The organism is Oceanobacillus alkalisoli (genome assembly GCF_021556485.1).
GTDB lineage: Bacteria > Bacillota > Bacilli > Bacillales > Amphibacillaceae > Oceanobacillus > Oceanobacillus alkalisoli.
In genome coordinates, this window is sequence record NZ_JAKGBW010000025.1 from 1 (window position 1) to 23,177 (window position 23,177).

General features: G+C 39.1%; 25 protein-coding genes, 13 tRNA genes and 1 rRNA gene. 35 read left to right on the plus strand and 4 right to left on the minus strand.

Going from position 1 to position 23,177, the window contains the following annotated elements:
• Window positions 1-134: 134 nt before the first annotated feature.
• From rrf to LZD48_RS17665, 20 genes are all read left to right on the plus strand, one after another.
• A 5S ribosomal RNA gene (gene rrf / locus LZD48_RS17570) occupies window positions 135-250 on the plus strand.
• 105 nt (window positions 251-355) lie between these two features.
• Window positions 356-430: transfer RNA gene (locus LZD48_RS17575), tRNA-Glu, on the plus strand.
• Between the two features lie 68 nt (window positions 431-498).
• Window positions 499-574, plus strand: a tRNA-Val gene (locus LZD48_RS17580).
• Between the two features lie 172 nt (window positions 575-746).
• Window positions 747-823, plus strand: a tRNA-Met gene (locus LZD48_RS17585).
• Between the two features lie 46 nt (window positions 824-869).
• Window positions 870-946, plus strand: a tRNA-Asp gene (locus LZD48_RS17590).
• A 23-nt stretch (window positions 947-969) separates the two neighbouring features.
• Window positions 970-1,042, plus strand: a tRNA-Phe gene (locus LZD48_RS17595).
• 199 nt (window positions 1,043-1,241) lie between these two features.
• Window positions 1,242-1,314, plus strand: a tRNA-Lys gene (locus tag LZD48_RS17600).
• A gap of 88 nt (window positions 1,315-1,402) precedes the next feature.
• A tRNA-Arg gene (locus LZD48_RS17605) sits at window positions 1,403-1,479 on the plus strand.
• 103 nt (window positions 1,480-1,582) lie between these two features.
• A tRNA-Ile gene (locus LZD48_RS17610) sits at window positions 1,583-1,656 on the plus strand.
• Between the two features lie 31 nt (window positions 1,657-1,687).
• A tRNA-Ser gene (locus LZD48_RS17615) sits at window positions 1,688-1,780 on the plus strand.
• Between the two features lie 10 nt (window positions 1,781-1,790).
• Window positions 1,791-1,861: transfer RNA gene (locus LZD48_RS17620), tRNA-Gly, on the plus strand.
• Between the two features lie 14 nt (window positions 1,862-1,875).
• Window positions 1,876-1,949: transfer RNA gene (locus LZD48_RS17625), tRNA-Ile, on the plus strand.
• Window positions 1,950-1,998: 49 nt separating this feature from the next.
• Window positions 1,999-2,072, plus strand: a tRNA-Arg gene (locus LZD48_RS17630).
• A 69-nt stretch (window positions 2,073-2,141) separates the two neighbouring features.
• Window positions 2,142-2,214, plus strand: a tRNA-Ala gene (locus LZD48_RS17635).
• 256 nt (window positions 2,215-2,470) lie between these two features.
• On the plus strand, window positions 2,471-2,800 hold the full coding sequence (locus LZD48_RS17640) for a transposase (protein WP_235764006.1): 330 nt from the start codon (window positions 2,471-2,473) through the stop codon (window positions 2,798-2,800).
• 238 nt (window positions 2,801-3,038) lie between these two features.
• The gene (locus tag LZD48_RS17645) at window positions 3,039-3,212 is read left to right on the plus strand and encodes a helix-turn-helix domain-containing protein (protein WP_188859786.1); all 174 of its coding nucleotides are present in this window, start codon (window positions 3,039-3,041) and stop codon (window positions 3,210-3,212) included.
• A gap of 106 nt (window positions 3,213-3,318) precedes the next feature.
• A complete protein-coding gene (locus tag LZD48_RS17650) occupies window positions 3,319-4,089 on the plus strand; it encodes a DnaD domain-containing protein (protein ID WP_235764007.1) in 771 nt (256 codons plus the stop codon).
• Window positions 4,086-4,418, plus strand: coding sequence for a replicative helicase loader/inhibitor (locus LZD48_RS17655; RefSeq protein ID WP_235764008.1), 333 nt, complete (start codon window positions 4,086-4,088; stop codon window positions 4,416-4,418). Before LZD48_RS17650 ends, LZD48_RS17655 begins: the two co-directional genes overlap by 4 nt.
• Window positions 4,419-4,420: 2 nt before the next feature.
• A complete protein-coding gene (locus tag LZD48_RS17660) occupies window positions 4,421-5,101 on the plus strand; it encodes a replicative DNA helicase (RefSeq protein WP_235764009.1) in 681 nt (226 codons plus the stop codon).
• A 56-nt stretch (window positions 5,102-5,157) separates the two neighbouring features.
• The gene (locus LZD48_RS17665; protein ID WP_498072168.1) at window positions 5,158-5,439 is read left to right on the plus strand and encodes a hypothetical protein; all 282 of its coding nucleotides are present in this window, start codon (window positions 5,158-5,160) and stop codon (window positions 5,437-5,439) included.
• Window positions 5,440-6,014: 575 nt separating this feature from the next.
• On the opposite strand, the gene LZD48_RS17670 is transcribed toward LZD48_RS17665, so the two are convergent.
• Window positions 6,015-6,413, minus strand: a complete 399-nt coding sequence (locus LZD48_RS17670) for a very short patch repair endonuclease (RefSeq protein WP_235764010.1) — start codon at window positions 6,411-6,413, stop codon at window positions 6,015-6,017.
• Window positions 6,414-6,638: 225 nt separating this feature from the next.
• Here LZD48_RS17670 and LZD48_RS17675 point away from each other — a divergent pair, with 225 nt between their 5' ends.
• A complete protein-coding gene (locus tag LZD48_RS17675; protein WP_235764011.1) occupies window positions 6,639-8,588 on the plus strand; it encodes a DUF2075 domain-containing protein in 1,950 nt (649 codons plus the stop codon).
• A gap of 453 nt (window positions 8,589-9,041) precedes the next feature.
• Window positions 9,042-10,052, plus strand: a complete 1,011-nt coding sequence (locus LZD48_RS17680; RefSeq protein WP_235764012.1) for an LLM class flavin-dependent oxidoreductase — start codon at window positions 9,042-9,044, stop codon at window positions 10,050-10,052.
• Window positions 10,053-10,272: 220 nt separating this feature from the next.
• Here the strand turns inward: LZD48_RS17680 and LZD48_RS17685 are convergent, their stop codons facing one another.
• Window positions 10,273-10,761: a pyridoxamine 5'-phosphate oxidase family protein gene (locus tag LZD48_RS17685; RefSeq protein ID WP_235764013.1), complete on the minus strand. Its 489-nt coding sequence runs from the start codon at window positions 10,759-10,761 to the stop codon at window positions 10,273-10,275.
• A 295-nt stretch (window positions 10,762-11,056) separates the two neighbouring features.
• Between LZD48_RS17685 and LZD48_RS18970 the strand changes: the two genes are divergently transcribed.
• Window positions 11,057-11,461, plus strand: a complete 405-nt coding sequence (locus LZD48_RS18970) for an RpnC/YadD family protein (protein WP_310739865.1) — start codon at window positions 11,057-11,059, stop codon at window positions 11,459-11,461.
• 7 nt (window positions 11,462-11,468) lie between these two features.
• Complete coding sequence (locus tag LZD48_RS18975; RefSeq protein ID WP_310739866.1) at window positions 11,469-11,933, plus strand: hypothetical protein; 465 nt, start codon at window positions 11,469-11,471, stop codon at window positions 11,931-11,933.
• 190 nt (window positions 11,934-12,123) lie between these two features.
• On the opposite strand, the gene LZD48_RS17695 is transcribed toward LZD48_RS18975, so the two are convergent.
• Window positions 12,124-12,840 (minus strand): DUF2161 family putative PD-(D/E)XK-type phosphodiesterase, encoded by a 717-nt coding sequence (locus tag LZD48_RS17695; RefSeq protein WP_235764014.1) that lies wholly within the window; start codon window positions 12,838-12,840, stop codon window positions 12,124-12,126.
• Window positions 12,841-13,012: 172 nt separating this feature from the next.
• Here LZD48_RS17695 and LZD48_RS17700 point away from each other — a divergent pair, with 172 nt between their 5' ends.
• The 11 genes from LZD48_RS17700 (at window position 13,013) to LZD48_RS17745 (ending at window position 22,930) form a co-directional block, all read left to right on the plus strand.
• Window positions 13,013-13,198 carry a hypothetical protein gene (locus LZD48_RS17700; RefSeq protein ID WP_235764015.1) on the plus strand — a complete coding sequence of 62 codons (186 nt, stop codon included), beginning with the start codon at window positions 13,013-13,015 and terminating at the stop codon, window positions 13,196-13,198.
• A gap of 124 nt (window positions 13,199-13,322) precedes the next feature.
• Window positions 13,323-13,607 carry a TIGR04104 family putative zinc finger protein gene (locus tag LZD48_RS17705; RefSeq protein ID WP_235764016.1) on the plus strand — a complete coding sequence of 95 codons (285 nt, stop codon included), beginning with the start codon at window positions 13,323-13,325 and terminating at the stop codon, window positions 13,605-13,607.
• A gap of 289 nt (window positions 13,608-13,896) precedes the next feature.
• Window positions 13,897-14,289 carry a (deoxy)nucleoside triphosphate pyrophosphohydrolase gene (locus LZD48_RS17710; RefSeq protein ID WP_235764017.1) on the plus strand — a complete coding sequence of 131 codons (393 nt, stop codon included), beginning with the start codon at window positions 13,897-13,899 and terminating at the stop codon, window positions 14,287-14,289.
• A 42-nt stretch (window positions 14,290-14,331) separates the two neighbouring features.
• Window positions 14,332-17,487 (plus strand): DEAD/DEAH box helicase, encoded by a 3,156-nt coding sequence (locus LZD48_RS17715; protein ID WP_235764018.1) that lies wholly within the window; start codon window positions 14,332-14,334, stop codon window positions 17,485-17,487.
• A gap of 96 nt (window positions 17,488-17,583) precedes the next feature.
• Window positions 17,584-18,495, plus strand: coding sequence for a restriction endonuclease (locus tag LZD48_RS17720; protein ID WP_235764019.1), 912 nt, complete (start codon window positions 17,584-17,586; stop codon window positions 18,493-18,495).
• 404 nt (window positions 18,496-18,899) lie between these two features.
• A complete protein-coding gene (locus LZD48_RS17725) occupies window positions 18,900-19,208 on the plus strand; it encodes a hypothetical protein (RefSeq protein WP_235764020.1) in 309 nt (102 codons plus the stop codon).
• A gap of 177 nt (window positions 19,209-19,385) precedes the next feature.
• Window positions 19,386-19,733, plus strand: a complete 348-nt coding sequence (locus LZD48_RS17730) for a hypothetical protein (RefSeq protein WP_235764021.1) — start codon at window positions 19,386-19,388, stop codon at window positions 19,731-19,733.
• Between the two features lie 249 nt (window positions 19,734-19,982).
• Window positions 19,983-20,108 (plus strand): small protein YxzF, encoded by a 126-nt coding sequence (gene yxzF / locus LZD48_RS19325; RefSeq protein ID WP_498072169.1) that lies wholly within the window; start codon window positions 19,983-19,985, stop codon window positions 20,106-20,108.
• A gap of 121 nt (window positions 20,109-20,229) precedes the next feature.
• Window positions 20,230-21,318, plus strand: a complete 1,089-nt coding sequence (locus LZD48_RS17735) for a type III polyketide synthase (RefSeq protein WP_235764022.1) — start codon at window positions 20,230-20,232, stop codon at window positions 21,316-21,318.
• Window positions 21,315-21,836: an isoprenylcysteine carboxyl methyltransferase family protein gene (locus tag LZD48_RS17740; protein WP_310739867.1), complete on the plus strand. Its 522-nt coding sequence runs from the start codon at window positions 21,315-21,317 to the stop codon at window positions 21,834-21,836. Before LZD48_RS17735 ends, LZD48_RS17740 begins: the two co-directional genes overlap by 4 nt.
• A gap of 221 nt (window positions 21,837-22,057) precedes the next feature.
• Window positions 22,058-22,930 carry an STAS domain-containing protein gene (locus LZD48_RS17745; RefSeq protein WP_235764023.1) on the plus strand — a complete coding sequence of 291 codons (873 nt, stop codon included), beginning with the start codon at window positions 22,058-22,060 and terminating at the stop codon, window positions 22,928-22,930.
• A 92-nt stretch (window positions 22,931-23,022) separates the two neighbouring features.
• Here the strand turns inward: LZD48_RS17745 and sspL are convergent, their stop codons facing one another.
• The gene (gene sspL / locus LZD48_RS17750) at window positions 23,023-23,163 is read right to left on the minus strand and encodes a small, acid-soluble spore protein L (RefSeq protein ID WP_235764024.1); all 141 of its coding nucleotides are present in this window, start codon (window positions 23,161-23,163) and stop codon (window positions 23,023-23,025) included.
• Window positions 23,164-23,177 lie beyond the last annotated feature (14 nt).

Below are 23,177 nucleotides of genomic sequence, written 5' to 3' on the forward strand. Positions count from 1 at the left end.
TGATAGGTTCGAGGTAGAAGCATGGTGACATGTGGAGCTGACGAATACTAATCGATCGAGGACTTAACTAACTTCTATATTTTGATGTCGTGATTTACTCTTATTTAGTTTTCAGGGTATGAATATATTTCATGTCTGGTAGCGTTAGCGGAAAGGTCACACCTGTTCCCATACCGAACACAGCAGTTAAGCTTTCCAGCGCCGATGGTAGTTGAGACCTTGTCTCTGCGAGAGTAGGACGCCGCCAGGCATTTTTTTGTTTAAAATATCTTCATAGAGACTTTAATGTAAAGCAATAACTTTTAAAAGGATATAAACTTTGTTTGTGGAATGATTTATTACATAAAACTTAACTGGCCCGTTGGTCAAGCGGTTAAGACACCGCCCTTTCACGGCGGTAACACGGGTTCGAATCCCGTACGGGTCACCATTTTTAAGAAGGCATGTTAAATACGCAACGTTTTGTTGCAACACATGTATTATCATACCCTATGCGTCGGAGGATTAGCTCAGCTGGGAGAGCACCTGCCTTACAAGCAGGGGGTCGCAGGTTCGAGCCCTGCATCCTCCACCATTATTTATAATTTTCATTACCGCGGGGGTGGCGCAAAGCCAAAACACCATTGAGAAACATCTTTGAATTAGGCTTTGTGAGGAGTGTAAGCTTCTCCGAATTATCCCGAAACACGACGAACAGTCTTTATTCTATTATTATGCATGAATAGCATTTGCATATTTCTTATTACCGCGGGGTGGAGCAGTCCGGTAGCTCGTTGGGCTCATAACCCAAAGGTCGCAGGTTCAAATCCTGCCCCCGCAACCAATTAATATCAACGCTAGTAGTAGTACTTGGAAAGTGCAAGCAAATTGGTCCGGTAGTTCAGTTGGTTAGAATGCCTGCCTGTCACGCAGGAGGTCGCGGGTTCGAGTCCCGTCCGGACCGCCACTATTTATTTAAAAAGTCATTATGGCTCGGTAGCTCAGTCGGTAGAGCAACGGACTGAAAATCCGTGTGTCGGCGGTTCGATTCCGTCCCGAGCCATTTTTTTAGAAAAAAGTACTACTAAATATTAATTACGAGCCATTAGCTCAGTCGGTAGAGCACGCCGCTCTTTACACCCTTGAAATTACTTCCTGACGCGGCTTGCGAGGAGTGTACGCTTCGCGCGAATAATCCCAGAACACGACGAGCTTTCAAACATCTAGCTCAAACAAATTAACCAGTGCTACATTTACAATACGAGCCATTAGCTCAGTCGGTAGAGCATCTGACTTTTAATCAGAGGGTCACAGGTTCGAATCCTGTATGGCTCATCATTTGAATAACGGTTTTAGCGGGATCCACTAGTTGAAGAAGGCTCTAAAAACTTAGCGGAGTCACTGAACCTTGGAATTATATAAAGCGCCCGTAGCTCAATTGGATAGAGCGTTTGACTACGGATCAAAAGGTTAGGGGTTCGACTCCTCTCGGGCGCGCCATATACATAATTGATTGCATGAAAGCAGCTTAGAGCTGGCGGGCATAAAATATTTTCCAGTGAGGTAGTAGATTCAACTCTCATGGTCGTGTCCTGTAAATACCGGACCCTTAGCTCAGTTGGTTAGAGCTATCGGCTCATAACCGATCGGTCGCAGGTTCGAGTCCTGCAGGGTCCATCGGTACATCTTGTAGAAACATTAATAATCCGGAGGTATACCCAAGTCCGGCTGAAGGGATCGGTCTTGAAAACCGACAGGCGGGTCAAACCGCGCGGGGGTTCGAATCCCTCTACCTCCTCCATTTATAATATGCGGGTGTAGTTTAGTGGTAAAACCTCAGCCTTCCAAGCTGATGATGAGGGTTCGATTCCCTTCACCCGCTTCTTATTTTATGGTGGGCCTGTAGCTCAGCTGGTTAGAGCGCACGCCTGATAAGCGTGAGGTCGGTGGTTCGAGTCCACTCAGGCCCATTAGAAACACTTGTTTCTGAGATAAGAGATACTAAGTATTGTTTATGTTGCGCCCTTAGCTCAGCAGGATAGAGCAACAGCCTTCTAAGCTGTAGGTCAGAGGTTCGAATCCTCTAGGGCGTGTAAGCTATTCATTGTTTCTGATTAATTTAGTGGTAGAGTAGCCTAGTTACTTTACATATATTTTATCTTGGGGCCTTAGCTCAGCTGGGAGAGCGCCTGCCTTGCACGCAGGAGGTCAGCGGTTCGATCCCGCTAGGCTCCATCTAAAGAGGATTACAGTTAGCGTATTTGCTAATTGTAATCCTCTTTTTGTGGTAGTTATTCTTTTTGCAATTCACGTCCGTTTAAAAAAGTTCCCGATTTTTCATGTATTGACATTTAACTTTCTGACCCTGCATTTGAAAAAAGAAAATTGGCGTGATTATATACGTTCGAATAATCCTGCAGCTACAGCATTATTAAGTAAAATGGGATATGATGAAAAAGAAAAAATAATAGTTAAAAAGGAATTTTGGCGTATGATAACGAGAATGGAACTTGATCCGGCAAAACAACGCTTCATCTATGGCTTTTTTGAAACATATTTAAAATTATCAGAAGAGGAAGAGGAAAAGTTGATGAAGGAAATCAGGGATTTACCAGAGGCTGAAAAGACATTGGAATTTCCAATTTCGTATGAGAAAAAAGGAAAAGAGATAGGGAGAAAAGAAGGTAGGCTTGAAGGGGTTAAGCAAGTGGCTGAGGAAATGTTAAAAGAAGGAGCCAGTTTGGAATTCATCTCTAAAGTAACAAAATTAACAATGGAAGAGTTAGAGAAATTGAAAAGGATATATAAATATAACTTGTAGTACTTTTCAAAATCCAATTCTTCAAATTGTATTTTGTTCATTATGATGGATTGAGTTTATCATGTATTAACGGTCTGTAATACCTCCACTGCATGAAGTTTCACTTTATATTAATGGCTATGAAAAAGCGGGTGAATCAGAGCAAATCTCTGGTTCACCCGCTTTTCTATTTTCTATTTAAAAAACACCCCCAACTCCCGATCATTCTCGATTATAGAAGTGAAAGGAGGGAAATCACATGGAAACACGTACAATGTCCGTTGAAGAAGTAGCTGCTTTCCTCGGATTGCACCGGGATACCATCTATGATCTGGTAAGAGAAAATAAGCTTCCACATGTCAGACTTGGAGGCAGGATATTTTTTCTCGAAGATGTGCTGGAAAATTGGTTGCGTAAAAATATGGTGGAATAGGCCGAGGCGCTAAAGATCGAGGGATAGAACCTTCGATCTGCTATTGGCCTTTTTGGCGTGGTTTGCAAGGATAGATAAATATTTAATAAAAAGGAGATAAATACGGATGACAAAGTTAAATTTTCACAGGGAAAAGAATATGCTTATGGACTGGCTGATGTTGAATGATATGTCTACAGGGGAGATTGCACTCTGGCACACCTTGATGAATATGGGGAACCGGCTGGGGCAACAACGTGTGTTTAATGCGCCTGCTTCGACCTTAATGCGCTTAACGGGTTTATCCAAGCAAGGCATGTACAATGCGCGGCAAAAGCTTGAGGGACGGGGGATGATTCGATTTGAAAAGGGGAGCCGCAGTCGGGCGGCCATTTATGAAATGATTCCGCTTCAGGAAGTGTATGGGGTTTACGGAACAAGTCCAATTTCATCTGGATCTGCACCGATGGAGTCCAGAAACTTGACCCAACAGTTGACAAAAAAGTTGACCATACATAAAGAGAAAGTTAAAGAAAAGAGAGGAGGAGGTAGCAGCGGAGCAAACTTGCATCCTACTTTTATAATGTATGAAGAAAATATCAACAAACTGACCCCGCTAGTGAAAAGAGATCTACACCAATGGATTCATGCAGTTGGCAGGGCCGTCGTTGAAGAAGCGATTCACATTACCGTGAAAAAAGGCGGGAGGACCTTCAGCTATACCGAAGCAATCTTAAACGAATGGGAATCCAACCATTTAAAAACAGTAGAGGAAATCAGGCGCTATGAAGCGGAGAGAGGGTTAAAAAATAGAAAAAAGTATATCCATATGCCGGGCAATGAACCTGAAACAGAAGAACAATCACTGGAAGAATGGGCAAGGGAGGTATTCCAATGACAACCGATGAAGCAATGGAAATATTAAACATGATCAATGAAATGTATCCGAAGTTTAACCTGACGAAAAGAAAAGCAAAAATCCTTATTCCGAGTTTAAAGCAAATGGACTATACCGGGGTCTTGAAGAATCTTAGCGCACATGTGATGCACCAACTGTACCCGCCAATGCTTAGTGAAATTGCAGCATACAGGCAAGAAAATGAGAAAGACTCGTCACTCACGGAAATTGAAAAATGGGAAGAAGAAGCGAAACAGGTTACACCAGAAATGAAAAAACACTTTCAGTCCAAATTCGAAAAACTACTCCAACAGAAAGGATGGAACTAAACATGGACACGTATCATGCGGAGACAAGCTTACTTGGTTCCATTCTGCTCGAAAGCTCCCTTTTTAAAGAAGTCGAGATTGATTCCAACTACTTTAACTATTCCCAGCACAAGGTAATATTTGAGGCAATGGAGGAGGCTTATAAAGAGAAAGGTAAAATAGATGCGGTGATTCTCACAAGTGTGTTAGGAGAAAAAATTGGAGCGGTCGGGGGTGTTATGTATCTTACCGATCTTGCCAATTCTGTACCAAGCACTTCGACATTCAAACATTATGAGCAGATTTTGAAAGAGTCCTATCAACTGCAACAGGCAAAGTTGGCCGTACAGAAGTTTCTACATCAACCCTCTGTAACAAGCTTAGATCGGCTGGTTGATGACTTAAAGTGTCACATGCTAACAGCATCCTCGACAGAAGAATGCACCTATAGTGACTTAGTGGGGATCAGTGAGGAACTGATGGATCCAGCATCTGAACAGCTCGGGTTTACGACAGGTTTAGAGCCATTTGACCAACTGACTGGAGGGCTACAGCGGGGAGACTTGGTTATCCTTGCTGCAAGGCCTTCAGTAGGGAAGACGGCGTTCGCATTGAACGTGGCAGCAGGTCATTGTAAAAATGGTGGATCGACGCTTCTTTTCAGCCTTGAAATGGGGAGACGCCAGCTCCTCATGATGAGCTAGATGATCCCTATTATTATACAAAAATTGCTTTAAAAGAGCAGGAGCGTGCATCCATATTGTTGGAAACCGTAAACTTGTCCCGAAATCGCGTTGCTTTATTCGCTACATTAGAAGTTCTGAAATTGATCGATGATTGGAAGGCGAACGATGAGATATATCAAATTAGAGATGAACGTAACGTTGTGTTACGCCCGCTAATGCGGTATGTGAACACTATAGGTGGTGTAATGATCTGGGATTTATTATCAACAGAGGAAGCTAGAGAAAAAATTATGCTATTTATTGATCAATTAAGAGATGAAGAAATTATTAGATTTAAACCAAAGGTATGGAACTAACTCAATATATATAATTTCTAAACTATCAAAGCGTGACATTGGATAGCAACTATGACGAGATTCATATCTATTTAAACTGTTATGTAAGAAAACTAATAAATTTATTCTTTATAGATGATTTGTAATAGAGATTAGGAAAAAATGAGGGGCTACCAGAAGGTGTATTTGGCATTTAATTTTTGTATGAAATGGCAATCAAGGTGATACATAAATTAGTATTATTCGTACATACATCATGAGTTTGGCATAAAGCCTTTATGGTTATGAAATCGGGCTTGTCTCGCACAATATATTATGCTAACTCTTCGTGTAAAGATGTGGATATGTATAGTATTGTGCATACTTAATTGCCAAAAACTATATTTATTAAATGCCCCATACCAACTTTAGAAATCGAGTGTTTATCAATACACGATCTATTAAAAACTTCTATACTACAAGTAATACAATTGGAAAAAATGAGAAGGTGATCGTATTTAAAATTAATCTTTAGAGACGAATCAGTTATTAATGGATGACCGATTAAAGAATATGGTACTCAAACAGATCTTGGTATGTATCAGCACTTACATACTTTATTTGAAGAAATCCTCCGCATATTTACTTTTTGTTTTGATGATAAAAGTTGTAATTTCATCAATGGCCCCTGGAAAGTTTTCTCTAAAAGAATGTTCCCAAACTCTTAGTATATTCCAATTTCCCTCTAGATAGTATTCTGTCACTTTCCTGTCCCTTTCCACATTTCTATTTAGCTTTTTCTGCCAATAATCGATATTTGTTTTAGGCATATTTCCATGAATAGGACATTGATGCCAAAAACACGAATCAATGAAAATAACAATTTTATACTTTTCTATTGAAATATCTGGCCTTCCGAAAAGTGACTTCTTATTCCTCCTAAATCGTAACCCTCTTTTCCAAAGCTCTGAACTGACTTTATCCTCCAGCTTTGATACTGATTTAATAGCAGCCATATTTTTGCTTCGTGCCTCTTTTGGATTTTATCAGCCATTGTATCACAACCTATAATAATTATTATATTCATTAAGTATTTTTACCCTGTATTGTCCGAATTAATTCCAAAAATTATTTAATCTATATAAAAATGACAACTTGGTCAAATAGCGATCACTTTCAATTACATTTTAAATAATGAGTAGTATAATAAATGGAAGAATCTACTATAGGAGTCGGATAATATGCTCGTCTACGAAGCAACAAAACAAGAATTCCTGGAGGACGTCTTTCACGACGAATTGACTAATAACATCATCAGCAATTTTAATAAAAAAGTCGGGAAAGTAAATGTAGCAGAAGTTCGTTCATGGGATAACTCGATGCAATATATGTATCGGGTGCTTGGTGATCCCGAAATCCCAGATGATTCGGGCATCGCCATCGAATATAGAATTCCCTATTCATCTAAACGTGTGGACTTTTTAATAACAGGAAGGAACGAACAAAGGGAAAATGTTGTTGTTGTAGAATTGAAACAATGGAGTGAAGTAGAGAAGGTAGATGGAAAAGAAGCGATAGTCAAAACGATATTAGGCGGAGGGCTAAGAGAGGCAACGCATCCATCCTATCAGGCTTGGTCCTATGCATCACTGATAAAAGATTATAATGAAAATGTGCAGCAAAACCAAATTGACATTCACCCATCAGCCTACCTGCATAACTATTTAATAAAAGACCCAAACACACAAGATCCTTTGTTTGATTCGATTTACGATTATTACATTGAGCAGGCACCTGTATTTGTCAAAGGGGATGCAGCAAAGCTGCGAAGCTTTATTAAGAAATATATTAAATTCGGTGACAATAAAGAAACCCTGTATAAAATAGAAAAAGGGCGTATACGTCCATCCAAATCATTACAGGATTCATTAAATTCAATGTTAAAAGGCAACAGGGAATTTACAATGATTGATGAACAAAAGGTTGTGTATGAAGAAGCGTTGCGACTAGCGAATGAATCACAGCGGACTGGGATAAAGCAGTCATTGGTAGTAGAAGGCGGACCTGGAACCGGAAAGTCTGTATTGGCCATTAATTTGCTAGTCGAACTCACCAACCGCGGCATGGTTGCGCAGTATGTTACAAGGAATGCTACTCCAAGGGATATCTACTCTGCGAAATTGAAAGGTGATTTCCGGAAAACACACATTGATAACTTGTTTAAAGGTTCGGGAAGTTATATCGATACTCCGAAAGATGAATTTGATGTGTTAATTATTGATGAAGCTCATCGTTTAACGGAAAAAACAGGCTTCTTTAAAAAAGGCGAAAATCAAATTAAAGAACTAATTAATTCTGCGAAAACGACCATCTTTTTTATTGATGAACATCAGCGGGTTCGCTTAGATGATTTCGGTACTATTGAAGAAATACGTAAGAAATCAGGAGAATTAAACGCGGAGTTAACAAGCACGGAACTGGTTTCTCAATTCAGATGTAACGGCTCTGATGGATATCTGGCATGGATTGATGATGTATTGGAAATTAGAGAAACAGCAAATGTTAATTATATTGGGAAGGATTATGATTTTAAGGTCTATGATGATCCTAATCAAATGCTGGAAGATATCACGGAAAATAATAAGACCAACAATAAATCAAGAATAGTAGCCGGATATTGCTGGGATTGGAAAAAAGATACCAGAGCAGACTCTCGCATTCCCGATATCGTTATACCCGAATACAATTTTGAGATGAGCTGGAATCTTGATAATACTGCAACATGGGCGATAGATGAGGATTCGGTAAACGAGGCAGGGGTCATTCACACTTGCCAGGGTTTGGAATTCGATTATGTTGGTGTGATTATTGGAGACGATTTAGTTTACCGGGATGGCGGGGTTCAAACAGATTATACGAAAAGAGCATTAACAGATCGGTCCATTTTCGGGATTAAAAAAATGATAAGAGAAAAACCAAATGAAGCGCTTAAGGTGGTTGATAATATTATTCGGAATACGTATCGGACTCTTATGACCCGTGGGCAAAAAGGGTGTTTTGTTTATTGTACGGACAAAGCGCTGTCGGAATATTTGAGAGGAAGAATAGATAGGGTTCAGGAATATGAGAGTGACAAGTTTTTCAAGAGTGATATGTATGTGGCTGAGGATAAAAAGGATTATGATGTTTAATAAAGTTTATCTGAAGTCTAAAATAATTTTAAGTACTGTCAGTTCCTGATTTTTTTTTGGAAAAAAGGGTTCCCCATCACGTGGGAATGTACCGGTAGATGAGCACTTTGACGCGGTTTATGAAGCATGGAAACGGAGTAAATTACACACAGAAATTCACGAGATTTCAAAAGAGTGGGGCATCGATGAAGTCATCTTTGAAAAAGCCGTCGAATCCTATTCCACTGTTAATCCAAAAGAGATTCCTTATATCGATGATATTACGAGAAAAGTAGACTACGATTCGATTACGCATCCCAAGAAAGCCGATTCCAAACAGAACACTTGATAAGAAGTTATAACATCGTTACAGTTATTGATATACGAATTCGGATGCATTGGCGAGACAGATGAATTACATCATGCAATCGTCTAATTCCACGGAACCGATACGTATTTTAGAAAACTCTAGAGGTGAATACATTGACAAAAAATATACCATTAAACGTACTTGATCTTGTCAGCATATCTGAAGGACAAACGACAAGAGAAGCGTTGCAGCAAGCTTTGGAATCAGCGCAACTGATAGATAAGCTTGGCTTTAAGAGACTCTGGTTTGCAGAGCACCATAACTCGATAAATTTAGCATCCATGGCAACTTCTAATCTTATTGGCCTCGCTGCACAGGTAACGGAAAGGATCCGGATAGGCTCTGGCGGTATTATGCTGCCCAACCATGCGCCGCTGCAAGTAGCGGAGAGTTTTGGCACACTTGCCCAATTATTTCCTGATCGAATTGACCTCGGACTCGGACGGGCACCGGGGACGGATGCGCAGACGGCTCAGCTCTTGACGCGTTCCGGAAGTGATCCGCAATCTTTTGCTAATTCGATTTTTGATCTGATTGGATGGTTCAGTGATAAGGGTTCGGCGCACAGTGTACCTGTCACTTCGAATGTCGGGACAGGGACGAATATACCGATCTGGGTCCTGGGTTCAAGCATGAATGGCGCCTCGATTGCCGGTCAGCTGGGACTGCCTTATTCGATTGCCACGCATTTTACACCTGACGATTACAGAGAGAAAATCGATGTCTATCGTTCGGCATTTAAAACGTCAGCCCCGACAGCGCAAATTGAAGAACCATACGTCATGGCAGGGATTAACGTTCTTGTTGCTCCAACGGATGAGGAAGCAGAAAGATTATGGTCAACAACGCAGCAAATGTTACAAGATATGCAAACGGGAAGACAGCGTTTATTACAGCCTCCTGTCCATCCGGAACAATTAGGAACAGAACAGGAAAGGGCAATGATTGAATCCATGTTCAGCATTAAAGCGGTCGGATCTCCGGAAACAGTACAAAAGAAGCTGCAACAATTTGCCGAAAGCACAGGAGCCGATGAATTGATCGTTGTGACATACACTTACGATCCGGAAGACAGGAAGCGATCGATGAATATGCTTGCTGAACTTTGGTTCTAATCGTTACAATGATGATTTCCTGCATCCTAACTATCGAAGAATGAAGTAATCTGGATGATTTTGAACAAGCGAAGCTATGGAAGCAATTTGTTGAAGCGGAAGTTTAATTGAAGGATGCGAATGACATAAAAACCGCCTTTCCATGACGAGCAAATAGTAAGGATACCTTGGTTTATTCTTTACTATCTTTGCAAGAAATGGTTAAAGGCGGCTTTTAATGTTATTTATCCAATTCGATTGTTTCATTTATATCTGCTGATTCAGAATTTTGTCCGGTCATCCGTTTATAGAGAAAGGCAATTTTTTTCGTGAAGTTACCCGTTTCCCAGTACTCTGCAGCTTCTGCTTTTACCTTGATCAAGACAATGTCAGGATCATCATAAGAGGCTTTCATCATTTTCTCATAGGCTTTGCTCCATAACTCCTTTTTCTTAGCTAAATCCTCAACGATTTCTGCTCTCCCGCGAACAGAAACATAGGATTTGCCTGCATAAGCAACATTCACTTCTTGATCATGTAAAATTTCCTTATATTTATCCGTTTCTTTTTTAGTGAAAAACCATAAATCACCATCAAACTCTACCTCTTGCGTTTTCATCGGGCGTGAGATAAGCCCTTCTTCCGTTAATGTGGTCAGCATCGCAGTATCTACGTCTTTAATTAACTCTCTTAATGTTTCCACTTCTTCTTGTTTAAGCACGTTAGACATTTTTACCACCTCAATTATGTTATAGAGGTATATTTCCCATTAAATGAACTTTTAAACGGTTTGATTAGCCGCTAACGTTTTCCTTCCTTTAATTTATTTGTCCAGTCACTTCCCGATTATTGGCGAAGTGCATGCCACTAAATTTTAATCCCGACTACGGATTACAAGGGAAAATTTAACAAAGACAGAAACTGCTCCATTCCTACTCCTGTTTACCACTATGATAAACCATGCTATATTAAAAACAGAAACAGCATCGCAGCTCACACATCAAAACTCTAAAGGATGTGATGCAATGGCAGCCCTGCCAGAGCTTATTAAAGAAAATCCCCCCGAACAAACCTACACGAAGCATGATCAACTGTACAAAGAACTTATCAGCACATTTTTCAAAGAATTTCTTATAGCGTTTTTCCCTGAGGTGCACGAACATCTTGATTTCCAAGCGATTAAACCAATATCTGAAGAAGTGTACACGAATCTCATTGAAGGAGAGACCCGTCGACTTGATATTGTAGCGGAGACGAAGCTGAAAAATACGGATATTATTGTGATTGTGCATATTGAACCACAGAGTTATGTGCAAACGAACTTTCATGAAAGGATGTTTCACTATTTCAGTCTTCCATACAATAAATATCGCAAACCAATTATTCCTATAGCTATATTTAGTTACGAGGGAAATCTGGGAAAAGGATAATTATATAATGGAATTTCCATTTCTCCATATCCTAACGTTTAATTATATGACTCTCCATTTACAGAAAAAGAACTGGCGTGATTTTATCCGTTCAGATAACCCAGTATCTGCAGCCCTTTTAAGTGCGATGGGGTATAAGGAAGAAGAAAAAATCCAAGTGAAAAAGGAATTTTTGCGTATGATGACTAGAATGGAACTTGATCCGGCGAAACAACGGTTAATTTATAGTTTTTTTGAAACGTATTTAACATTATCAAAAGAAGAGGAGGAAGAATTAATGGCTGAAATAGGAAAGTTTATGGACGTGGAAGAGATTATGGAGTTGCCAATTTCGTATGAGGAGAAGGGCAAAGAACTTGGAAAAAAAGAAGTAGCAATCGAAATGTTGAAGGAAGGATCTAGTCTAGAATTCATTTCAAAGGTGACAAAATTATCAAGAAAGGAGATTGGAAAGTTAAAAAAACAACTATAAAATTTAGTGTGGAGTAACCCAAAGCCAGATTATTATTCTTATTTAAAGGACATAATCTGGCCCATTTCCTTTAGAACCAGATGCCTGACATGGGGTCAGCATATAATGATAAATTAAGGTCAAGAGCTAATTTTGCCCGAAGTGCCTGGCACCCTAACTAAGGGGAACGAGCATGCTTCCCCATCCTTCCCTATAACTCCGATTTCCCATACAGCTTAATTATTTCCGGGTAACCTTGGTATTCTCTTTTTCCTAAGTCCGTCAAATCATAGATCCCTCGACCAATGCGTTTGAACCAGTTATAGTAGTTATTATACAGAATGCCATATGTACGCTCACCCGTATTCAATTTTTTTAGATCCTTGGCCGACATGGGACCTAGATGATCCAGATAAAATGCGATTTGAATACTTTTTTCCTTATAGGCGGTTATGGTCGGTACATGGGTACTTCCGCCAATATTACAGTTGCTTCTTCTATCTCTAGCTTCTTTGATCAACTTATCCCTAGCCTTTTTACTTTGTCGCGCGCTTCGTTTGCGATCAAACGGGCCTGGCTCATGCACTATCTGGATGCTTGGCTTTTTACCTTCAAATGAAACTAAAATCAACCCGAGTTCCAATCGGCGGACAAGATGGACTAAATCACGCCATCTGCGCTTCCGCAAACTCGTTTTCGGCCTTTGAATAGCTATGTAAACATCCGGCGTATATCTTTGTCGTTTTGCCGCTTGCATAAGCAACGTGATATTCAAGTTTATTTTCAGTTCAACAATAAGTAATGAGTCATCAATCCATGCGACGACATCACAATCATTCACCTCAGCTTGCACTTCGTATCCTTGTGACTGAAAATAAAGTTGAATGGGTTCATATAAATCTGTTTCATATATTTTTCCTTGGCTCATGTGGTATCAACTCAATCTTCTTATCGTAACAACTGGAAATAGCAATGTCCCGATGCAGCTTTTCTAAAGCAGCAATGGACGCGACTCATGGGATCCTGCTTGCAGCGTTATTTCGAGTTGTTTATATGATAAATATAGCTTAATTTCATCAATTTATCCAGAATATGGGGGCATGATCGTCACAGGAATTAGGGACCGGTTCTGCAGCCAGTCATCTTTAAGCGAATCGAAGAACGGCCAGCATGTTGCAACGCTCCATCATGAAGCCGGTAATTCCGGCTTATGGAACAAACAGATGTATGTCCTGGAAGAAGTTCAATCATGGCAACAAGACTACGATTCAATACTGTTTGTTTAATTTTTCGGTGCCTGTCGTCCGTCGAACTGCAAAGCAAATGAAGGCGATTTTAATTATCGTTGAAGGTTATATTGCGCAACGAAATTAATTCCAAATATAAATACCTAACAGGAGGCGAACAGAAATGCCAGTCTGTCAAGCATGTGGTAAGAAGTGGAGCTGGGGGCAAACGTTCAAAACAATATTCCGCTTAAAATGTCCGTATTGCGGAAATAAGCAGTACCAGTCGGCAGCAACAAGGAAAAAAACAGTGTGGTATGCAATTATTCCGTTAAGTTGGTTCCCGCTTCAGGCGATATTTGATTTCAAACTAACAACGGCAGTGGTTTTTGTTCTGATTGCACTAGCCATAGTATTTGTGACCATGCCATTTATTATAGAGTTATCAAATGAGAAAGAACGGGCGTGATCCAAAGTGGTGAGGGACTGTCCCATGGTCTGCTATTAATCTGGAAGTTTTATAAGCGTGGATGAATTAAAAGGAACATAAATTCAGAGTATCTGTCCTAGCGGACGGATGCTCAGACTCTTGTCTCGTAAACTTAAAATGGTGTAAGATGAGAGTTGATCACACTATAAAATTCAATCAAAAATTAGTTAGGGAAAATATATCTACTCGATTAATATCTAATGCTAACGGTATATATATTTATACGAGCAATAGTAATGGTGAAATATCATACATAGGAGGCCAATCATTGATACTCGTCTCAGCAGCAATCATAATCTCAAATCATAAAATCCTAATAGCAAAAAGAGGAAAAACAAAAAGCCTTCCTAATCTATGGGAGTTTCCAGGAGGCAAAATCGAAGAAAACGAATCTCCTGAAACCTGTGTTGTAAGAGAGATACAAGAAGAATTAAAAATAAACATCAAAATAAATTGTCATTACAAGACCGTCCAGCATACATATGAGTTTGGTGATATTAAATTAATTTCTTTTCTCGCAGAATATGAAAATGGTACGATTAAGCTTACCGAACATACTGATTATAAATGGGTAAATATTGATGAATTACATCATTTTGAGTTTGCGCCTGCAGACATACCAATCGTAAATAAATTGCTCGAGGATGGTATAGAAATGTGACGGGAAACTCAGTTGTTTTTTGATGAAAAGGAGTGTGAGCTTTTGTTAAGACAAGGTATCTATGAAGAAATAATCACAAAAGAGCTAAGAGAAGAGCTAGCTTTATTCCATGATACGGAATTTGATGTAGAAATCGGAAGCTTAGACCCGGAAGAAGCCCGAAAGTTTCTAGCTTCCTACATATTTACAGTAACAAGGAAAGCTTTAAATTACGTCTATGATCAAGGAAAGAACGATAAAGAAAAACTCCTAAAACAAATCAAAACCTGTAATCAAATCATCGAAACATTGAGTAAATCCGTAGATGAAGACGAATTTGCGAAATTAGAGATTGAAGAAGCAGGGGAAGTCCTACAATCCATTTATAGTAAGTTAAATTCGTTAAGAAGCATAAGGAAAGAGCAAACTGTACGCCCTGTCACGTCTATTTCGGAAAGTTCCCTCTTTACAGGTGCAATCAATGAGCCTAATATGTTAAGCGAATTAAAGAAAGAGATTCTGTCCGCGGATCATATTGATTTTTTAGTATCCTTCATAAAATGGAGCGGTATTCGTGGATTGATGGAAGACTTGAAAACCTTTACGGACAATGGTGGAAAGCTACGGATTATTACAACATCATATATGGAAGCAACTGATTACAAGGCTATTGAAGAACTTAGCAAGTTACAAAATACGGAGATTAAAATTTCATACGATATTGAACGAACTAGACTGCATGCAAAGGCTTATATGTTTAAAAGAGGAACCGGTTTTACAACAGCATACATAGGATCATCGAACCTATCTAATCCTGCGCTTACTTCAGGGCTCGAGTGGAATTTAAAAGTAACGGAAAAAGATTCCTTTGATATTATAAAAAAATTTGAAGCAACATTTGAAAGCTATTGGAATGATCGGGAGTTTCACTTATTTGATCCACAAGGTGAAGATTCTAAGAAGCAGTTACGACAAGCGTTGAAAAAGAAAGAGTATCAAATTGAACAAGATTTTTCTTTTACTTTTGATATCCGTCCATACTATTATCAGAAAGAAATGCTTGAGAACTTGTGGGCGGAAAGAGAGGTCTATGGCAGATATAACAATCTTCTTGTTGCTGCAACTGGTGTAGGAAAAACAGTTATTTCAGCTTTTGATTTTAAAAAATACTTGAGCAAAAACAAGCAGGCGAAGTTGTTGTTTGTTGCGCATCGTGAAGAAATCCTGAAACAAAGTAGAGATACGTTTCGGGTCATTTTAAAAGACGCCAATTTTGGGGATATGCTTGTAGGCGGGCATCAACCGGAGTCAATCGATCATTTATTTGTCAGTATCCAAAGCTTTAACAGTACGAAACTACATGAAAAACTGTCTTCTGATTTTTATGATTTCATTATAGTCGATGAGTTTCATCATGCAGCTGCAAATTCTTATCAAAATTTATTGACCTATTTCCAACCAAATATTCTGCTCGGTTTAACAGCGACACCTGAAAGAATGGACGGACAAGATATTACGCAATACTTTGACGGAAAAATTGCCTCGGAAATGCGGCTTACAGAAGCGATCAATCAAAAGCTCTTAAGTCCATTTCACTATTTCGGCGTAAGTGATACGGTTGATTTATCGAGCTTGAAATGGAGTAAAGGTTATGAAGTCAAGGAATTGGAAAACGTCTATACGAATAATACCATTCGTAGTAATCAAATTATTAAAAGTCTGTATAAATATGTAACAGATATAGATGAAGTAAAAGGTTTAGGATTTTGTGTCAGTGTGGAACATGCGCTATACATGGCGAATCACTTTAATAAGAGGACTATTCCATCGATTGCACTCCATGGTAATTCAGATAAAGAAACGCGAAGAAAAGCCAAAGTGGATCTCCAGCAAGGTAAGATTAAATTCATTTTTGTTGTTGATTTATATAACGAGGGTGTAGATATCCCTGAAGTAAACACGATATTATTCTTACGTCCTACCGAAAGTCTGACTGTGTTCTTACAGCAATTGGGTAGAGGATTGCGGTTAGCAGAGAATAAGGAATGCCTTACCATATTGGATTTTGTTGGACAGGCGCATAAGAACTATAATTTTGAAGAAAAGTTTCGTGCATTAATTGGCCGGGCGAAGCATTCTGTGGGTTATTACATTGATAAAGGATTTTCCAATTTACCGCGGGGGAGCTTTATTCAATTAGAAAAGCAAGCGAGAGAATATATCTTACGCAATATAAAAGAGGCAAGTAATACGAAACCTCATTTATTGAACAAAATGAGGTATTTTGAGCGGGATTCTGGTCATTCGCTAACGTTCGAGAATTTTTTATCGTATTATAATCTCTCATTATATGATTTTTATGGTAGGAATGGCAACCGCACGTTTCACAGAATGCTTGTAGAAGCTGATTTAGCTCCAGATTTTTCATTTGATAAAGAAGAGCTTATTACAAAAAGGCTATCAAAGTTCTTTCATTTAAATTCTAGAAAGTTACTGGCGTTTTTCATCCGTTATGTAGGGTCTCTTGGTAATCTAGAAATATCTAACGAAGAAGAAAGATTAATGCAAAATATGCTGTATTACAGCTTCTTTCAAACAGAGCCAATGAAAGAAGGATACACTTCAGTAAAAGAAGCCCTGCAGTCTATTTTGGCTAAGGAACAGATGCAGCGTGAAATCATGAATGTGTTGAAGTATAACTACGAATCGATTAGGACGATTGAAATTGATCATGATTTCGAATTTGTTACACCGTTGACCGTGCATTCTACATATTCGACTGAGCAAATCTTAGCTGCTTTAGGATATTACCATGAGGACAAAAAGCCAGCTTTCCGAGAAGGAGTTAAACACTTTAAGGATCAAGATCTTGATATCTTCTTTACCACACTGAATAAATCAGAGAAAGACTTTTCACCTTCTACATTGTATGAGGATTATGCAATCAATGAGAAGTTATTTCATTGGCAATCACAAAGTACATTAACAGAAAAAAGTCCTACAGCTCAACGATATATCAATCATCGAAAGCAAGGGCATCAAATAGCTATATTTGTAAGAGAATATAAAAAAGAATATGGTTATACCGCACCTTTTACATTTCTTGGTACATGTGAATATGTAAGACATTCTGGTGAAAAGCCGATCAGTTTTATATGGAAATTGAAACATGAGATGCCACCAGCATTAGTGCCAGTGGCGAATAAGAGTATTATTTAGATAAAAGTGCATGTCACTTCCCAAATTTTGTTGAAGTGCCAGGCATCCACATATAACATTCCTATTACTAAAATTTAAACACAAGAGGTGATAAAAATGTCCATCCCAGGCTACCAAGAATTTATGTATCCCTTCCTTCAAATATTAAAAGATGGAAGAGAACATCGATTACGAGATTTATATAAAAAGCTAGCAGATCACTTTAATCTAGCGGAAGAGGAAGTTGCTCAAAAACTACCAAGTGGAAGGCAAACAATTTTACACAATCGAGTTGGTTGGGCCCGAACGTACTTAAATAAGGCGGGATTGATTAAAGTTATTAGCAGGGGGGTTTTCCGTATTTCGGAAGAGGGTCTCAAAGTGGTTAATGATCCTCAGGTGAATCAAATTGATAATAAATTTTTAACCAGCTATCCAAGTTTTAACGAGTTTAAAAATAAAGCAAACAAAGAAACCACTGAAAATCAGGAAAGTAAGGACGAAAATCAAACGCCTTTGGAAATTATTGATGATAACTTTAACATTTTGAAAAAAGAACTTCAAGACGAGTTATTAGAAAAAATATTAGAGTGTTCACCTGAGTTTTTTGAAGAAATGATTGTCCAATTGGTCGTTGCCATGGGATACGGCGGTTCCGTAAAAGATGCCGGTGAAGCGATAGGAAAAACGGGCGATGAAGGTATTGATGGAATCATAAAAGAAGATGTACTTGGACTAGAAATGATCTATTTACAGGCGAAAAGATGGAAAAAAGATTCTACAGTAGGTAGACCGGATATCCAAGGGTTTGTAGGAAGTCTTGTCGGTAAACAGGCATCAAAAGGAATATTCATCACTACTGCAAAATTTTCAAGAAGAGCGTATGAGTATGTAAACTCAATTGATAAGCGAGTCATTTTAATAGATGGGCAACAATTAACCGACTTGATGTTTAAATATGACGTAGGAGTTACACATGAGCAGGTGTTTGTCACTAAGAAACTGGATAATGACTTTTTTGAGGTGTGATTGATTTTGGCTGCCTGACAACCAAAATCAAAATCTAATCATCGATCGGTTTCAATAGAAATGCAAAGATATTGTACCCGTCTGAATTAAAAGAACTGGACTCCCGAATACAGCGGGAATAAAAGGGTTTCCTATTAAACGAATAGAAACGAATGGAGCATTCCTTGTAACCATACCGCTAGAAATAATAACCACCCTGAAGCTGTGCGAGCAGAAGGGTAGTTATTTTACTCTAAGCGGACAGCCCCTTATTTCCATACGTTATCTGACAGCAGCAAGGAGGCAACAAACCACATGCTAAAAACCAAAAAAGACATCAAAAAGCTTGAAGCTAATCTTAACTATATCAAGAACAGCCTAAATCAATTCACGGAAGACCATTTCAATGAAACCATAAAGAATAATTGGACAAGATTAAAAGAAATTACTGCTCAGGAAACACTGCAATCCATGCCGATCGATACAATCTCCACATTGGAAAAGGGAATGCCGATTCATGCGCTGACGGCGGAGGGGTTGCAGACGTCCAGGATAAAGATCCCCATGAATTATTGAAGGTAACCGGTGTTGGTACCATAAGTGCGAAAGCAATCAGTGATGCAGTTGTAAGAATCAGGACATCTGTTTACGAGCAGGCGGCTTCGCGGATAAACCCTGCTGATTTATCAGCAGAAGACATCGAGTTATTAGAATCGATTTATAAAAAAAGGTAACTGTTGCCAAAGATTGAAATTCTGCAACAAGAAGTCGATGCATTCCAAACGGCATTTGAATCTGAACTGGAAACTGCGAAGCGTTTAAGTTAGGTTGAGTATTTGTGCTTCTGAAGGAGCCACCAGCATCCAATATTGTCTGCAACAGGTTATAATAATGGAAGGGAGGTGAAGGAAATGGAACAGGAAACAATATTAAAGGAAATCCTAAATACGTTAAAAGAGCATTCCCGGCAAATGAATACGAAATTGGATGAAAGTATTGCTGGTCTAGAAAAGAAGATGGATAAACGTTTCGCTGAGATGGATAATCGTTTTGCTGAGATGGATAAACGCTTCGATCACGTAGATAAAAAATTCGATAACTTAAATAAAAAAGTAGACGGACTTCGCATTGATCTTCACGAAACACAAGAAACCGCAGAATTTGCCGCTAGTAAAGTCATTCAACATGAGAAAAAACTTCGCGAAATAAGTATGCAGTATAGAATGACCTCACACTGCAACCAATCCCAAAATGAATAAAGGTGCCAGTCGTCTGATGAAAAGCAAGTTTTGTTTCGGGGAAATTCCCAGGGACTAAACTTGCTTTTTAAATATTACTACAAGTAATCGGCATGGGTAAGGTTCTATTGGAAAGTTATCAAAAGCAAAACCGATTATGATGACTATGATGGTAACATAAGATCGGATGGCAAACCAACTAGTTTAAAATCCCCACCAAAAGGAAACATAACCATAACAGCACGAATTCAATCCAATAGAGGTGACAAAATGAGACGCTTACTAAGAACACTTATTAAATACGGCCCAATCCTTTATCCGTTTATCAGGAAATACATGAATAAAAGAAAACAGAAAAGAAATCCATATGGACAAGAAAGAAATATCCGTCGCTAACTAAAATTGAAGCTGGCAAGTTACAGCTTCTTTTTTAATTCGAGATTTTCCACACCTATTCATGAATCATAATTCCCAACCCGGGCAAACTATACAAAATATGAATCCAAAAGGTGAAGTTATGTCATACATATGTTCAGTCGGCACAAGCATCCCGAAACACAATATCAGCCAGGAAGAAGTTAAAGAATTAGTCCAGAACGTCTTTAGTTATACCAATCGCGAGGTCAAACGATTGCTCCCGGTATTCGATCATGCCCGGATTGAAAATCGGCAATTTGTCGTGGATAAAACCTGGTTTGAAGAAGAGCACACATTTGCGGAGAAAAATAATATCTATCAAGAAAATGCGATTCATTACTCGCTAGAAGCGATAGATGATTGCTTACAAAATGAACATTTCCTAACAAACTCCATTCCCTATGAAGCGGTTGATCTAATTATTTATGTATCCAGCTCCGGCCTATCCACGCCAACGATTGATGCCTTCCTGCTTAATGAAAGGCCGTTCCGAGAAGACGTCCAAAGAATGCCGCTCTGGGGGCTAGGCTGTGCAGGTGGAGCAATCGGTTTATCAAGGGCTCATGACTGGGTTAAGGCACACCCTGAAAAAACTGCACTTGTCATATGCTGTGAATTTTGCGGAGTGACGTTTCAAAAGGGGGACCACCGTAAAAGTAATCTCGTAGGTACTGCCTTATTTGGGGACGGGGTTAGTGCTGCCTTACTAGTTGGGAAGGAATCTCCTTACTTAGCTAATAAAAGACAAGCGGTTCCTAAAGTCATCGGCATCAGTTCCCGGACAAAAAGGGATAGTACGGACGTGATGGGCTGGAATGTAACCAATCATGGTTTGGAAGTCATTTTTTCCAAAAGTATTCCGTCACTTGTTGAATCTTTCTGGAAAGAACATGTGGAGCACTTCTTTCAACAATTTCAAATGGAAAAAGAAGCGATATACGCTTATCTTGCGCATCCTGGTGGTATAAAAGTGTTGCAGGCAATGGAAGACGTGTTACAAGCGGAAAAAGAAAAATTAAAGCACTCCTACAACGTGCTGCGAAACCATGGAAATATGTCATCGGTCACCGTTTTATATGTTTTGAAAGAATGGATGAAAGAAGCAATAAAGCCTAAGGAGAAGGTGATTTTGTCTGCATTAGGCCCCGGGTTTTCCTCGGAAATTTTGTTAATGGAGTGGAGCGAATGATGCCTGAAATATTTTGGTGGATTTTTATATTCATTGTGTTGGAGCGGATCGTGGAGTTAGTCATTGCAAAGAGAAATGAAAAATGGATGTTGGAACGAGGTGGAGTAGAGTGGGGGAGAGGGCATTACAAATGGTTTATTGTTGTTCATCTCCTATTCTTCATATCCATTTTGCTGGAGGTTACGGTTCGTGATTATTCCAATTTTGTACTAAACAGTTATGTGTTTGCACTCTTTCTCCTAACGCAAGCAGCAAGAGTCTGGTGCATTCAGTCGCTTGGTAAGTTTTGGAACACGAAAATCATTATCTTGCCTGACTGTCCCCTCATCACCAGGGGGCCTTACAAGTTCGTTAAGCATCCAAATTATATCATCGTCGGTGTTGAGCTATTCATTATTCCGATAATGTTTGGGGCTTATTTCACCGCATTTCTTTTCCCGATTCTCCATCTCACTCTAATGACCGTGCGTATTCCCATGGAAAATAGAGCATTAGCTGAATTAAAAAAAGGAACGTGACGAGAGTAGCGACCCCTTAAAGTTAAAGGAGAAAACTAACTTTTGAAGGTCGGTATCCGAGGTGGCGTTTCTTTTCATGATTGTGTTAAAATTAATTCCTATTATCAAGATAACTGATTTAAATTTAATTACTAACATTTCAATTCGATTACAGTTTAATTACAACGGATTAAGGGAACCGGCTTGTGAGTAGTGTTAATTTGTAAAAGGGGGAGATTTCATTGTTATATCCACATAATGTTGGATTTTTTATTAAGAATAATAGAGAAGATTTTCGGTCAAAGCTGTTAACAGAGGCAGGGAATGTTACGGAAAAAATCAATCAGATTTTAATAGAAGGGGACATCGATCTCTTAAAAAATGCAGAGTATATCTGCCTGTATGTATTGGGAGACAGGGAGGATGAACTCATCGCTTTTGCAGAAAAGGAGGGAATTTCCTGGGCGAAACATTCGTTGACGCTATCCTTTAAATTGGAATGGGTCCATACGATAAGGCGTACGTTATGGCATCTCCTTCGTGAATATTGTCCACCTGAAACAGATTCCAATTCACTGGATGACTTTTTTGAATTGGAGAAAAAAATCAATGATGGGATTGATGAGTTTTTAAATAACTTTTTCATCAGTTATTCAAAATATAAAGATGAATTGCTCTTAAATCAGCGGCAACTCGTTGAACATCTGACAGTTCCAATCATTCCGGTTGGCTCTAAAATAGCCGTGTTACCGCTCATTGGTGAATTCGATTCATACCGGATGGAAATTATCGAAGAAAAAGTGTTAAATGAAATTGCGAGGCTAGGGATAGAAACTTTGATTATTGATCTGTCTGGCATCCCTGACATAGATGAATATCTTATTCATATCTTTCAAACGATCTTACATGGAATACAAATGATGGGCTCTAAGCCGATTCTAACCGGTATAAGGCCGCAACTTGCGAAGAAAACCGCTTTATTGGGAGTAGGCAATACTTTACGGGCAGAAGTGAAAGGAACCTTGCAGCAAGCATTGCAGGAGTATTTGAAATTGGGGCCTGAAGAAATGGTGCACTCGGTGAGCGACCACAGTGAGCTAAAGCACTCCTTTTAGACAGAAAGAGGAAAAATTTAAGGATTTGTTTGAATGAAATCTGCTTCCTCACTAATAAGTAGTTGAACCAGGGATATCCCTGATTCAGCTACTTATATTTTTGTATTTTTCTTCTTGGCTCGCTGCTCCAATTGTGATTGTGGCTGCTGATCAGCGACATCCTCTGAATACCCTTGTGGATTCACGCTGGATCTAGCCCTTTTCTTCTTGGCATGATCTGTTTCTTTCGACATGACAGCACCTCCAC

Excerpts from the sequence above, each read along its gene's own strand:
- LZD48_RS17670 (WP_235764010.1), bottom strand. The coding sequence starts at position 6,413 with ATGGCTGCTATTAAATCAGTATCAAAGCTGGAGGATAAAGTCAGTTCA.
- LZD48_RS17740 (WP_310739867.1), top strand. The coding sequence starts at position 21,315 with ATGATGCCTGAAATATTTTGGTGGATTTTTATATTCATTGTGTTGGAG.
- LZD48_RS17650 (WP_235764007.1), top strand. The coding sequence starts at position 3,319 with ATGACAAAGTTAAATTTTCACAGGGAAAAGAATATGCTTATGGACTGG.
- LZD48_RS17705 (WP_235764016.1), top strand. The coding sequence starts at position 13,323 with ATGCCAGTCTGTCAAGCATGTGGTAAGAAGTGGAGCTGGGGGCAAACG.
- LZD48_RS17655 (WP_235764008.1), top strand. The coding sequence starts at position 4,086 with ATGACAACCGATGAAGCAATGGAAATATTAAACATGATCAATGAAATG.
- sspL (WP_235764024.1), bottom strand. The coding sequence starts at position 23,163 with ATGTCGAAAGAAACAGATCATGCCAAGAAGAAAAGGGCTAGATCCAGC.
- LZD48_RS17660 (WP_235764009.1), top strand. The coding sequence starts at position 4,421 with ATGGACACGTATCATGCGGAGACAAGCTTACTTGGTTCCATTCTGCTC.
- LZD48_RS17720 (WP_235764019.1), top strand. The coding sequence starts at position 17,584 with ATGTCCATCCCAGGCTACCAAGAATTTATGTATCCCTTCCTTCAAATA.
- LZD48_RS17735 (WP_235764022.1), top strand. The coding sequence starts at position 20,230 with ATGTCATACATATGTTCAGTCGGCACAAGCATCCCGAAACACAATATC.
- LZD48_RS17700 (WP_235764015.1), top strand. The coding sequence starts at position 13,013 with ATGATCGTCACAGGAATTAGGGACCGGTTCTGCAGCCAGTCATCTTTA.
- LZD48_RS18975 (WP_310739866.1), top strand. The coding sequence starts at position 11,469 with ATGGAATTTCCATTTCTCCATATCCTAACGTTTAATTATATGACTCTC.
- LZD48_RS17640 (WP_235764006.1), top strand. The coding sequence starts at position 2,471 with ATGATAACGAGAATGGAACTTGATCCGGCAAAACAACGCTTCATCTAT.
- LZD48_RS17730 (WP_235764021.1), top strand. The coding sequence starts at position 19,386 with ATGGAACAGGAAACAATATTAAAGGAAATCCTAAATACGTTAAAAGAG.
- LZD48_RS17685 (WP_235764013.1), bottom strand. The coding sequence starts at position 10,761 with ATGTCTAACGTGCTTAAACAAGAAGAAGTGGAAACATTAAGAGAGTTA.
- LZD48_RS17675 (WP_235764011.1), top strand. The coding sequence starts at position 6,639 with ATGCTCGTCTACGAAGCAACAAAACAAGAATTCCTGGAGGACGTCTTT.
- yxzF (WP_498072169.1), top strand. The coding sequence starts at position 19,983 with ATGAGACGCTTACTAAGAACACTTATTAAATACGGCCCAATCCTTTAT.
- LZD48_RS17695 (WP_235764014.1), bottom strand. The coding sequence starts at position 12,840 with ATGAGCCAAGGAAAAATATATGAAACAGATTTATATGAACCCATTCAA.
- LZD48_RS17645 (WP_188859786.1), top strand. The coding sequence starts at position 3,039 with ATGGAAACACGTACAATGTCCGTTGAAGAAGTAGCTGCTTTCCTCGGA.
- LZD48_RS18970 (WP_310739865.1), top strand. The coding sequence starts at position 11,057 with ATGGCAGCCCTGCCAGAGCTTATTAAAGAAAATCCCCCCGAACAAACC.